At 41.1% G+C, this 12,919-nt stretch carries 10 protein-coding genes and 3 pseudogenes; 6 read left to right on the forward strand and 7 right to left on the reverse strand.

Translation table 11 applies throughout. From position 1 onward, the window contains the following. Positions 1-433: 433 nt before the first annotated feature. The 3 genes and pseudogenes from ACZM60_RS13075 to ACZM60_RS13085 form a co-directional block, all read right to left on the reverse strand. A pseudogene (locus tag ACZM60_RS13075) lies at positions 434-679 on the reverse strand (transposase). 20 nt (positions 680-699) lie between these two features. Then, positions 700-921, reverse strand: a complete 222-nt coding sequence (locus tag ACZM60_RS13080) for a hypothetical protein (protein ID WP_489521717.1) — start codon at positions 919-921, stop codon at positions 700-702. Beyond that, positions 918-1,076: a transposase gene (locus ACZM60_RS13085; RefSeq protein ID WP_489521718.1), complete on the reverse strand. Its 159-nt coding sequence runs from the start codon at positions 1,074-1,076 to the stop codon at positions 918-920. Before ACZM60_RS13085 ends, ACZM60_RS13080 begins: the two co-directional genes overlap by 4 nt. Before the next feature lie 704 nt (positions 1,077-1,780). On the opposite strand from ACZM60_RS13085, the pseudogene ACZM60_RS13090 reads away from it, so the two are divergent. Next, a pseudogene (locus ACZM60_RS13090) lies at positions 1,781-2,220 on the forward strand (transposase); the annotation flags it as partial. A 212-nt stretch (positions 2,221-2,432) separates the two neighbouring features. On the opposite strand, the gene nadB reads toward ACZM60_RS13090, so the two are convergent. Next, positions 2,433-4,019: an L-aspartate oxidase gene (gene nadB, locus ACZM60_RS13095; protein WP_021971617.1), complete on the reverse strand. Its 1,587-nt coding sequence runs from the start codon at positions 4,017-4,019 to the stop codon at positions 2,433-2,435. Between the two features lie 150 nt (positions 4,020-4,169). Here nadB and ACZM60_RS13100 point away from each other — a divergent pair, with 150 nt between their 5' ends. The 5 genes from ACZM60_RS13100 (at position 4,170) to ACZM60_RS13120 (ending at position 8,727) form a co-directional block, all read left to right on the forward strand. Continuing rightward, positions 4,170-4,598, forward strand: a complete 429-nt coding sequence (locus tag ACZM60_RS13100; RefSeq protein WP_021971618.1) for a PH domain-containing protein — start codon at positions 4,170-4,172, stop codon at positions 4,596-4,598. A gap of 77 nt (positions 4,599-4,675) precedes the next feature. Then, positions 4,676-5,026, forward strand: coding sequence for a hypothetical protein (locus ACZM60_RS13105; protein ID WP_340319918.1), 351 nt, complete (start codon positions 4,676-4,678; stop codon positions 5,024-5,026). 35 nt (positions 5,027-5,061) lie between these two features. Continuing rightward, a complete protein-coding gene (gene lpdA, locus ACZM60_RS13110) occupies positions 5,062-6,402 on the forward strand; it encodes a dihydrolipoyl dehydrogenase (RefSeq protein WP_489521719.1) in 1,341 nt (446 codons plus the stop codon). Between the two features lie 3 nt (positions 6,403-6,405). Next, entirely contained in the window at positions 6,406-7,803 is a 1,398-nt protein-coding gene (dacB, locus tag ACZM60_RS13115) for a D-alanyl-D-alanine carboxypeptidase/D-alanyl-D-alanine endopeptidase (protein WP_489521720.1), read from the forward strand. A gap of 129 nt (positions 7,804-7,932) precedes the next feature. Then, positions 7,933-8,727 (forward strand): gluconate 5-dehydrogenase, encoded by a 795-nt coding sequence (locus tag ACZM60_RS13120; RefSeq protein WP_021971622.1) that lies wholly within the window; start codon positions 7,933-7,935, stop codon positions 8,725-8,727. 113 nt (positions 8,728-8,840) lie between these two features. Here the strand turns inward: ACZM60_RS13120 and ACZM60_RS13125 are convergent, their stop codons facing one another. The 3 genes and pseudogenes from ACZM60_RS13125 to ACZM60_RS13135 form a co-directional block, all read right to left on the reverse strand. Then, positions 8,841-9,965, reverse strand: a complete 1,125-nt coding sequence (locus ACZM60_RS13125) for a PepSY-associated TM helix domain-containing protein (RefSeq protein ID WP_489521721.1) — start codon at positions 9,963-9,965, stop codon at positions 8,841-8,843. 8 nt (positions 9,966-9,973) lie between these two features. Further along, the gene (locus ACZM60_RS13130) at positions 9,974-11,371 is read right to left on the reverse strand and encodes a DUF4374 domain-containing protein (RefSeq protein WP_489521722.1); all 1,398 of its coding nucleotides are present in this window, start codon (positions 11,369-11,371) and stop codon (positions 9,974-9,976) included. A 24-nt stretch (positions 11,372-11,395) separates the two neighbouring features. Next, a pseudogene (locus tag ACZM60_RS13135) lies at positions 11,396-12,823 on the reverse strand (TonB-dependent receptor); the annotation flags it as partial. Positions 12,824-12,919: the final 96 nt, after the last annotated feature.

Here is a 12,919-nt window from a genome sequence, read left to right on the forward strand (position 1 = left end):
GAGAAGTTAAGCTTCGTCACGCCGATGGTACTGCGCAAGTGGGAGAGTAGGTAGTCGCCGTCTTGAAGGTCCTGCAGCACCGTTGCTGCGGGACCTTTTTTATCCCCCTGCCCCGGGGCTTACGACTTTCTCTGCCCCGGCGGAGGCACGGTATAGAGAAGTTTCCTTACTATGGAAGAAATGATAATGACTCACCCGAAAATTAGTGGGACTAAGTGTAAAGTTTCATCAGCCTAAAGAAAAAGAACTTAAATCACTACTCCTTTAGGTTGTGCCCTGAAACTGTTTAATTTTAGTGTTGAACGATTCAGCAATGCATTGACCTATTGTTGAAGAAATTGAGCACTTCATTGTAGTCATTAAAGCTTTTAAATGGATCAACGTAAAAAACTGAGGAATTCGTTGGTTAAGCATAAATTTTAGCAAGCCTGAACTATCCTTTAAAGCCTCTGAACTGTGAACGGAAGCTCTTTATTTTTGCATTGAGGGATTCAGATGCGGTATTTGTGGAACGCTTCTCGAAGAAGTTATTGATTTCCAGATAATGTGCCTATATGGATCTTGCCACTCTTGAGAAAGCAAGGAATCCCGATCTGTCCACCTCGTCATACCATCTGGCAAGTCTTGTCAATGCTGTATCCTTATACTTGCACTGGTGATATATCAGTCCAAGTTTCATTGAAAGATAATACGCTTTCTTTATATCGGGATTTTCCTGAAGAGGATTTCAGCATGCGCGCGCTGTGATTCGGTCCATAAAGACTCTTTCTTATAGAGGAGATATATGCTTCTTGCCAGCAGCTGCTTCCTTGAATTCCTGTTCTCGAATACTGGAGCATGATAGATTTTTCCACATGCTTTGGCATGTGCCATTTGTATGGATTCCTCATCCAGGGCTTCCCAGCGAGTCTTCACTCTCATTTCCTGTACTGCCCATAAGCCAGCTTCTGCACGTGGAAACGGTCTGTCACACGGCATGCGGCAGGGAAGCAGATACGTGCTGTCTGCTCCATGTTCGGAGCCATGTCGAGGGTTATCTCCCTGCTTTGGAAGCGTCTGCGTCTGGAAAACTTCAACAGAGCAGAAGTGATAGTCCGGACATCGGTGCCCTTTATGATTGCAATGATACTTCCTAAACGTTCTTTTTTCTATTTATCGGAATTGTATAAAGTTCATCCTATGAAAGGCTGACTTCATCTTTTCCATTACTCATATTATAATACTTACTTTTCTTACCTCTAATTATATATTTTTATAGTGATAAGTAAATTTCTTACAAAAATTATCTGGCTATATTAAAAATCTTTGTAACTTTAAACTCAGAGAACATAGGAATAGCTGTTTTTAATATTATAATTGGGTACCATAATATTAATGCTTTTATTATTATGTTCTTATTCTCAATATATTAACTCGAAGTTATATTTGAGTCTGCTCTAAAAAATATATACTGAAATAGTATCCAATCTTAAAATATTAAATCAGAGTGTTGATTATTTAGGGATATTTTGTAAATAGAATAAAATTAGCCAACTAATTCATACACAAAGTGTTGCGAATTAGCTGGCTTTTTTGTATCTTTAGGTATTCCCCCACAAATAAGGTTTGGCAGCCAAAACGAGGGAAATTCCCAAACCAAGATATGGCAAAAGTACAAAATATTTCAGAGATTCACCCTACTTTGGGCTTTACAGAATTTGATATTTTGGAAAAATACCGCAAGAGTTTTAATGGGAGTGAGCTTGGCAGGCTTCACTCGGTATTTCCGTTTGGGCGTATGGCAAAAGTCAACAACGGCATATCGTTCATCGAACACCTCTCGTTCAAGGCTTTCAACGAGGGCATACGCCTGAAGGACTGCATCCGCATGCAGCAGAAACTCATGAACGTGAGGGTAAGGTGTGTGGCTGCCGATTCCATATATGCCAATAATGCCAACAGGAAGTTCTGCACGAAATACGGAATCTCCACGTCCTTTGTACGCAAGGGAAGGGCAGCCAGGGATGAATCCTTGAGGAAGGTTCTCAGAAGTGAACTTTCAAGGGAAAGGGCCACCCGGCTTGAAGGAAGCTTCGGCACACAGAAGCAGCATTACTCGCTCTTGAGGATAAAGGCACGGAACAGGAAGAAGAAATCCTGTGGATTTTCTTCGGAATACATACGGCAAATGCCGTACTGATGATTGACAAGGTCAGGAACAGGACGGTTAAAGCGGCATGATATGATTTTTACTGACAAAATCAGAAGAGGTCACCAGGCTTCTTCCGGAGCGTTATGTCCTGCCGGATAGAATTTTTAAGAAAACACAGTAAAATAGCAATAAAAAATGGCATATGAAGATGACAGACCATAATCACTTCATATGCTATTTTATTTTTGGGGACATTTACTGAATATCCCGAATTATATTACCACATTAGTGAATGAGGTATTTATTGTTCGCCTTCCTTTTTTGCAGGATGCGGATAATCGATTGTATAATGTAAGCCACGACTTTCTTTACGTTCCATAGCCTGTCGAGTAATCAGATAACCTACATTAATCATATTACGCAGTTCACAAATTTCTCTGGATGCTTTTACACGTTTGAATAGACGTTCTGTTTCTTCATATAAGATATCCAAACGATTCCAAGCACGTACCAAACGTAAATTGCTTCGTACAATGCCTACATATGCTTCCATTATCTGGTTTACTTCTTTCATGCTTTGAGTTATCAGAATTCGTTCTTCATTACTGATAGTACCTTCTGCATTCCATTCAGGAACATCTTCATTGAAATCATAGCGGTCGAGTACACTCAATGCATGCTTTGCGGCAGAATCTGCGTATACAATGGCTTCAATAAGTGAATTAGATGCCAATCGGTTTCCACCATGCAGACCGGTGCAAGAGCATTCTCCAATGGCATACAAACGTTTGATACTAGATTGTCCATCTAAGTCAACTTTTATACCGCCACACAAGTAATGAGCTGCAGGTGCAACTGGAATATAATCTTTTGTAATATCAATGCCCAGGCTAAGACATTTTTTATAGATATTCGGGAAGTGTTTTTTCGTTTCTTCTGGATCTTTATGCGTTACATCCAAGTAAACATGATCTTCTCCTCTTTGTTTCATCTCATTATCTATAGCACGTGCTACGATATCACGAGGAGCAAGAGATAGACGTGGATCATATTTCTGCATGAATTCTTCACCTCCCAGATTTCTTAATACAGCTCCATACCCTCTCATTGCTTCTGTTATCAGGAAGCTGGGGCGATCTCCCGGATGATACAAGGCCGTTGGATGGAACTGGATGAATTCCATATCCTTTACAACACCTTTCGCACGATAAACCATGGCAATACCATCACCTGTAGCAACCAATGGATTAGTTGTGTGGGTATAAACGGCTTCACATCCTCCTGTGGCCATAACTGTCACTTTCGACAGGAACGTATCAACTTCTCCTGTTTGTTCATTTAATACGTAAGCTCCGAAACATTTGATACCTGGAGTATGTCGGGTTACTATGATACCCAGATGATGTTGAGTAATGATTTCTACGGCATAAAAATTAGTAAAGACCGTAATATTGGGGTGTTGTTTTACTGCTTCTATCAAGCTGGTTTGAATTTCAGCTCCGGTATTATCTTTGTGATGAAGAATACGAAATTCAGAGTGTCCTCCTTCTTTGTGCAAGTCAAATTCTCCGTTTTCATTCTTATCGAAGTTTACACCCCATTTTATTAATTCTTCAATTTGAGCAGGAGCATTACGTACTACCTTTTCTACTGCTGCCGGATCACTGATCCAGTCGCCGGCCACCATAGTGTCGTGGATATGTTTTTCGAAATTATCCACTTTCAGATTTGTTACAGAAGCAATTCCTCCCTGTGCATAGTAGGTATTGGCTTCTTCCAGTCCGGCTTTGCAGATCAGTGCAACCGAACCTTTATGCGCTACTTTTAGCGCAAAGCTCATTCCGGCAATTCCTGAACCGATAACGAGAAAATCGAATTTTCTTACCATAACAACATGTATAATATTGCTGCAAAACTACAAAAAAACTGATATGACAGTGTTTTATCTTTGTTTTTTTTCTAAAGAACCTTTTCAAGAAGTGTATTTTCGATGATAATTTGCTATCTTCACAAAGAATTAATAAATCTTGCAGAGATAATGGACAGAACATTTCATTCTAAGGTAGACAGTTGGTATTGGTTACTGATGGCTGTTACCGCTTTTTTGTTATTCGATTTTTTCTGGTTTCACTACACCATAGCTACGTTGTTGATGGCTGTTGTCATGATATTTGAAATAGAGATGTTGATTCATACTCAATATATTGTTACAGGCAATGGTAAATTACAGATTGAGACAGGACGTTTTATTGCCAATAAAACCATATTACTTGAATCCATTACAGGTATGCGTGAAGTAAAGTCATTTTCAATAGCTCCAGCTTTATCAGTACATCGGATAGAAATAAGTTACCAAAATGGTCATCAATCCGATAAGGTATATGTTTCTCCTCAGAATGCCGGTGAATTTGTCCGCTGGATTGAGAAGAAAATGAAAAAGGAAGATGAAAATGTAGAGAATAACTAAAAATGATGATTATGGAAAGTTTTAAACCTCGGAAGTCAGTTAAAAGATTTGTATGTGAAACACTTATAAGTGCACTTGTGAGTAGTCTTATTCTGACTATTATATTTTTATTCTATAATCAGGGAACATGGTGGATATATACTATGGTACTTATCCTTTTTTTCATTTTCGATATACTTTTCTCCATGTACGGAGGAATAAAGGAATATCAGATAGATGAAAAAGGAACAGTTCGGGTAATCTGCTATTTGGGCTTTTCGAAATCTACCTTAAAGGGAATAACCAAAGTATACCTCGATCCTCAACGTAAGGTTTTGCGTATTGTTTCAGAAAAAGAAGACAGATGGTATCCGATGAAAGATCCGGAACTGTTTGTTGATGCATTATACGAGCATTATCCTCAGATGAAGTATGAAGTCTGGAAGTAACTTTAATATAAACCTATTAATCTAATAAAATAAGTATGAAATACCAAGTTGCAATTATCGGCGGAGGACCGGCTGGATATACAGCTGCAGAAGCCGCAGGGAAAGCTGGTCTGAGTGTTGTTTTGTTTGAAAAAAACAATTTAGGAGGTGTTTGTTTGAATGAAGGATGCATTCCGACCAAAACTTTACTGTATTCGGCAAAGATATATGACAATGGACGTCATGCTGCAAAATATGGAATAAGTATTTCTGAAACTTCTTTCGATTTGCCGAAAATTATCTCACGCAAGGCGAAAGTAGTCCGTAAGCTTGTATTAGGCATTAAGGCGAAACTAACGGCACAGCAAGTAACTATTGTCAGCGGGGAGGCTTATATTGTCGATAAGAATACTGTTCGCTGTGCAGATGAAACATACGAATGTGAGTATCTGATAATTTGTACAGGGAGCCAGACTGTTATTCCTTCCATAGAAGGCATAGAACAAGTAAGCTACTGGACGCATCGGGATGCACTCGAGAATAAAGAATTACCCCGTTCGCTTACTATTGTAGGGGGAGGAGTCATCGGTATGGAGTTCGCTTCTTTCTTTTCAAGTCTTGGAGTGCAGGTAACGGTGGTTGAAATGATGAGTGAGATATTAAATGGCATCGATCGTGAGCTGGCAGCTTCTCTGCGGGCAGAATATGCAAAACGTGGCATAAAATTCTTACTTGATGCCAAGGTAACAAGCCTGTCGCAAGATGAAGAAGGTATACATGTATGCTATCAAAATGCTGATGGAGCAAATAGTATATGTGCCGATAAGTTATTGATGAGTGTCGGTCGTAGGCCGGTTACTGAAGGTTTGGGACTTGAAAACCTGCATCTGGAACGGACCGAACGTAAAAATATTCGAGTTGACTCCCATTTGCGTACATCCGTTTCCGGAGTATATGTATGCGGTGACTTGAATGGAGTATCTTTATTGGCGCATACAGCTGTAAGAGAAGCAGAGATAGCCGTAAAAGATATTTTAGGAGCGTCTGAAGAGATGAGCTATCGAGCTATTCCAGGAGTCGTCTACACCAATCCAGAAGTAGCTTCAGTTGGCAAGACAGAGGACAGTTTGCAGGCAGAAGGTATAAATTATCGTGTAGTGAAGTTGCCTATGGCATATTCAGGTCGTTTTGTAGCCGAGAATGAAGGTACAAATGGAATATTCAAAGTATTGGTAGATGAATCCGATACCGTACTTGGCGTTCATATTTTAGGAAATCCGGCTTCCGAACTGATTGTCTTGGGAGGTATGATGGTAGAAGAACATCGTAAGTTAGATTATTTCAAAAATTTTGTTTTTCCACATCCTACTGTGGGTGAAATATTCAGAGAATTGTAATTTATGAAACGAATCGGACTGATATTAATCTCTTTTATCGTATGCTGTACGTTAGGTGCACAGACACTTGCTGGACGGCTGGATGCATTGGTTTCTTCCGAAAAGCTGTTAGCGACGTCGGAGGTTGGCATTAGTGTTTTCAATTTGACTCAGGGAAAACAAGTTTATGCTTATCAAGATAAGAAGCTCTATCGTCCCGCTTCCATTGAAAAACTGATAACATCAGTTACCGCTTTGGCTGAATTAAGCGAATATTATGTATTCAACACAAGAATAGCCTATACGGGAACAGTTACACAGGATAGCATACTACAAGGAGATTTATATCTGGTCGGTGGATTCGATCCGGAGTTTATGGATGAAGATATGAACAAGCTGGCAGAAGCTGTTTATAACTCAGGAATACGCTCTGTACAAGGTCATTTAGTTGCGGATGTATCATTGACCGATTCTATTTATTGGGGTACAGGATGGTCGTGGGATGATACTCCCGAATCTTTTCAGCCTTATCTGTCTCCACTTATGTTAAACAGAGGATGTGTCAATGTCACGGTTATTCCTGCTGCAAAAGGTAAGCGCCCCAAGGTGGAAGTGTTACCCGAATCAGATTATTACACAGTTTGTAATCTCTCGAAAAGCTATCTTCCACAAGAAGGTAAGTTGAAAGTTACTCGCGACTGGCTGAATAACGGTAATACCATTTATGTAAGTGGAAATGCGAACTACCGGTGCACGAAGACACTAAATATGTATTCTTCGAAGGATTTCTTTCTGCATACATTATCCTACAAGCTGAACAAAAAAGGAATAGCTGTAAAATCGCTTACCTACGGAACATGTCCAGGCGAAGTTACGGAGCTCTACACGTTGTCACGTCCGCTGACACCTGTATTACAACGTGCTTTAAAGAAAAGCGACAATTTGTCTGCCGAAGCAATGTTTTATCATTTAGGAATTCATCGTTCAGGTAAAAAGGGTATAGGCTTCAAAGACGCACAAAATGCAGTTTATGATTTTATGAAGCATGAAGTCGGATGTAATCCTGATGAATATAGTATCGTAGATGGAAGTGGAGTGTCGCTTTATAATTATATTTCTCCCGAACTGATGATAGAATATCTTAAATATGCTTATTCGCGGGCTGAAATATTCTGTCCTTTATATGAAGCTCTTCCTGTAGCAGGCGTTGATGGAACTTTGAGAAATCGTATGAAGCAAGGAAAAGCGTATCGCAATGTTCATGCCAAGACAGGAACAGTAACGGGAGTGAGTTCGCTTGCCGGATATGTAAAGGCAGGCAATGGAGATATGCTTGCTTTTGTTATCATCAATCAGAATGTCTTAAAGGGTAAGGAAGCCCGTGCTTTTCAAGATAAGATTTGCGAAATATTAGCACACTAATAAAAAGAAATTAGTATATTTGTGAACTTAGAAAATTAAAATAATTAATTCCGTGTTCGTAAACGGAAAAACAAATTGCTTTTTTAATGCTGATATTAGTTATTAACAATATAAACACTAAAGAAAACTATGGTTAATTTTTCACTCGAAGGAAAAGTCGCTCTTGTAACAGGAGCTTCTTACGGTATCGGTTTTGCTATTGCAACTGGTTTTGCACAGGCTGGTGCAAAAATTGTATTCAATGATATTAAGCAGGAACTGGTAGACAAAGGTCTTGCAGCATATAAAGAACTTGGAATTGACGCTCGTGGCTATGTATGCGACGTAACCAATGAAGAAGCGGTAAACGCATTGGTTGCACAGATTGAAAAAGAAGTGGGTGTAATCGATATTCTGGTAAACAATGCAGGTATCATCAAGCGTATCCCGATGTGTGAGATGTCTGCTGCTGAATTTCGTCAGGTTATCGATGTTGACTTGAATGCTCCGTTCATCGTATCAAAAGCTGTTATTCCGAGTATGATCAAGAAAGGTCACGGAAAGATTATCAACATCTGTTCAATGATGAGTGAACTTGGTCGTGAAACAGTATCGGCTTATGCCGCAGCCAAAGGTGGTTTGAAGATGCTTACCCGCAACATTGCATCCGAATATGGAGAATTCAACATCCAGTGTAATGGTATCGGCCCGGGTTACATTGCTACTCCTCAGACTGCTCCTTTACGCGAACGTCAGGCAGACGGCTCTCGTCATCCGTTCGATGCTTTCATCGTAGCCAAGACTCCTGCTGCACGCTGGGGAAATCCGGAAGACTTGATGGGTCCGGCTGTATTCCTTGCTTCGGATGCTTCAAATTTTGTAAATGGTCATGTGCTTTACGTAGACGGTGGTATTCTGGCTTACATCGGAAAGCAGCCTAAATAATTTTTGCTCCCTTCGGGAGAATTGAAAAATACCTGCAGATGTTTCAACTGAAAATGTCTGCAGGTATTTTTATTTTTTGTACAAAAAATAAAATGTTTTGTACAAATTTTCTATCAAACATTACGACGATGTTTTCTGTTTATTCGCTTAATCCAGAGATAATATCCTGTAAGAGGTAAGATTCCACCAATAAAGGCCGACAGGAAATATATGATACGGGTAAACATTCCTCCCCATTGTCCGGTATGAAGTGAATAGATAAGTCCCTTCATCTTGTTCGACATGGGCTGTTCGTCAATATTGTATACCTTTATTTCTGTAATGTTTCCTGTGTGTATATCAAAAGAAGCGGTATCTCCTTTTTGTTTTCCTGACTGAATAACTTGTGCGCTGTTTTTGCTCAATTGGATTGTTCCGTAGGTTTCGTAACGGTTCTGCAGCTCGGCAAGTGCAGCATCCCATGCCAGATAATTCAATCTTTCAGGTTCGTTTTTCTTTTCTTTTTTGTTATTGTCTTCGTGGGCTGGCGCAGATTGTTTGGGCTGTTCGGTAGAAGCGCCGAACAGGGCATAGAATCCGGTACGGTACCATCGGAATGACCATGTCAGTCCGGTAAGAGCCATGACCAGCAAAAATATTGTAACGTAGAATCCTAAAGAAACGTGGCTGTCGTACCAAAAACGGAAGGAACCTTTGGTGCATGATACCTTCAGTCGGTTTTGCAGACTTTTGCGTGTTCGGGGCCACCAGAGTACGATACCGGAAATTAGGATAACTACCATTAGCAGGGGAGTGATGCCGACAATTGTCTTTCCGGTAGAAGAAGCTCCTTTCTGCGCCGGAGCATCAAGCAGCCAGCGGTGCAGTTTACGGACAGTCTGAAAAAAGGAATTTCCCTCTACCCATCCGTTTATTTCTCCCGAATAGGGATTGACACTCAACTGGCGCTGACCAGCATTGGTGAAGCTCACCATCCATGCTTCTTTGGGGTTTCCTGCCACTTGCAGGCTACTGATCTTCAGTGTATCTCCTGTTTGCTGGCTGATACGGGCAATGATTTCCGATGGTTTTAGGGGTTTACTGCCTTCTTTATATTCTACCGTATATAGATGAGGGTTGCCTGCTCGGGTTAATTCTTTTTCGAAAACAAGGGTTGCCCCTGTCAGACAGATTATAGAAATAATCAGTCCAAAGGGGACAGACAGCCATAGATGTATTTTTTTGAATATTTTTTTCATTGTTGTACTTAAAAAGATTTGGGTGATAACATACCTACGGCAGCTACTTCATCTGCTACGATGCTTATACCTTTAGTAGCTGTTGCAGTAACAGGGTCTATTTTATACAAAGCCGGATAGCTGCCATCGTTGGTTACTACAGGAATATAAGCCACTCCGTTGGTACAGAAAGGAGTACCCAGTGAAGTAATGTTGCTTTTTTGTGGCATGCCGGTCGATACGGTAGTAAGCTTTCCATCTTCAGCTTTGAATATAGCCAGTTCGGTAACGACGGCATTTGTTCCGCTCATCATACCTGCCGTTCCGTCGGTATACATTTGCAAAAGAAAATAATCCTGAGTGATGTGCCAGCAGCGGAACATCGGTTTTTTGTTGCCTAATTCTTCCAAGTTATAATAATAGTTCGAGTCGAAAGCCGTTTCGCCGGCCTTGATGCGCATAACTCCTGAAGGAAGCGTACCTGTAACTTTTTTCAAGTCGCTGGAAGAAGTTGCCGTACGTCCGTATCCTGGAGAGAAAACATACAAGTCGCCGTTATCGGCAGCCCAGATGGTCTGATAATACTGAGAACGGTTTCTTCCGCAGGCAAATCCGATTTTATCTGTTTCTACGATGGTTGGAGTTTCGTTGAAACTGCTTCCGTTATAAATAGCGATGAATGCCTTGTCGGGATACTGAGTAGCAGGTATCTGTCCGGCTGTATAGGAACCGGAGCCGGTACCTCCGTCCGATTTGGCAACCAGGTCGGCATCTGTTATCTTGTCGGGGAATGTGTTGACACCGTAATGACTCATTCCCATTGGGATGACTGAAGTATAGAGTTTGTTGTTTGCTTCTACAAAACCTGCAAAGCTGACAAACTCACCGTTTCCAAGGAAGTTTTCGGCAATCTGTGTACCAGTAGTCGTTTTGCCGCTGGTCGCATTCAGATAGTTGAACTGGAGATACTTGGCATAATGTTCACCGTCTGTTTCCTTACTTCCGTCGTTGGTAGAAGCAGTAATCACGTTGTTTCCCCAGATACCATACGTCGTGATGCGGTTGAATGTATACGAATTATGTTCAGCAGGCTTTCCGGTAGCTTGGTTTAAGATATAAGAAGCTCCGGTACCAGCCTCTCCATTGTTATACTTCAAACTGAATAAATAATCGGTTCCATAGAAAACCCAGTAAGAACCTCCAATGGTTTCGGTTCCGTTTCCTACCGAAGTAACAGTTCCTTCGTCGAGCGATTCGGAAGTGATGAGGTAGGTTGCATCACTGGTTGTTGCTGCGATGATATATTTGTCTGTTCCGGTTGCTGCTCCTCCTGAATTTTGGGTTATGTATTCTTCGCTGCATGAGCAGAACAGGCTGCCGGAGCACAGAGCTACTGTCAGGGCATGTGTAAGATACTTTTTTTGCATGTTCTTTTTATGTTTTAGTTTTTATTATTTTCCAAAGTTTACTCTTATTTTTCCATAAAAGGCCCGTCCCGCCTTTTGCAGGCTGAAGTTATCGTACAGTTTGGCATCGGTCAGGTTACGGCATTCGAAAGAAAGGTTGTAACGTCCTCCTTTCAGGCTGTATCCGATACTGAGGTTGTGCGAAATTTGTTCGGGCACACGGATTTTGGTAGTCGGATCTCCCAGGTTTTCCCAGTACAGCGGAAACTCATGCTGGTAGTATCCGTCATATCCCAGTGTCAGTACATTTCCTTTTGCGAACAAGTCGTGCCAGGTAAGCGAGGCATCGAAATTGGCATACAGGTACGGCTGGTTTGGAATACGCTGACCGTACGTCAGGCTTTCCTGCTGTGTACCTCCGGCGCGATATTTTTCCTCGTCGCGGGCATTCATGGAATTGAATGTTCCCCCTATGTTGAACCATCGGGAGTAATTATACCGCAGTGAGATATTATACCCTTTAGTTTTCACTCTGCCATGGTTTTCGTAATATCCGAAACTCATGTTGCTTACCTGCGACAGCCCTCGCTTGATATAGTCTTTCGTATCACGATAGATCAGACTGCCTTCTACGTAAATGGCATGCTTGCCTATGTGGTAAGCATAACTCAGGTTCAAATTGAAATTATCACTTCTTTCCGGTTTTAAGTCAGCCTTTCCTGCTTCCAGGTCCTCATCACCAAACAACTCATCGGTAGTAGGCAGCCTGTAAGCCTTTTCGTAAGAAAGTTTGGCTTGCAGGTCTTTTACGATAAAATAAGTACCTGCGGCACCGTATCCCAGCGAACTAAGATGTTTCTTCAGCAGGATGTAATTTCCTATTCCATCTGAATTTTGCGATACAGGCCCTTCGTTATACTGGTTATAGTATTTGGCAAAAGCCGAAACATTCCATTTGTCGGAAGGCATGTAGCGGTACGACAGTCCGGTGATGTTTTTTCGTGTCTTCTTAGGGATGCTGAAATCGGAAAGTTTGGAGCTGCCCGATATATACGAACGAGTGGTACGGTGGAAGGTACTGATTACGTGATTCAGTGTAAAAGTGTGTACTTCTCCAATACGATAATTGGCTGTAATCGTCCCGTTCCAGTTCGTATTTTTCGATTCGTTGTTTTGGTGTGATTGCTCTCCCGGTATTCCGGTATATTTTTTATCTCCCAGCCAGTTGTATTTGTAAGCTGCTGTATCAATATTATGTGTAATGTTGTGGTTATAATTGGCTGTTGCCGATACATCCAGTCCTTCTATCAGCAGGTTGCGCTTACGGTATTCTACCGACGGGACGAAAGAATATCCTTTACGGTGTTTCTGGCCGAATACTACATACTGGTAGACCCCAGTCTGGATTTCCTTGTAGAAATGAGAATAATTGAAGCTGAACACCAGACGGTCTGCCCAGTTTTTGTCCATAATTACGTGAGTTCGGGATAAGAAAGTATCTTTAAAAGTTGGTAATCACCGAATTATTTTGTATATTTAAGTCTGACAAACAATTAATTACAAATTAAC

Source organism: Phocaeicola sp. (assembly GCF_057861905.1).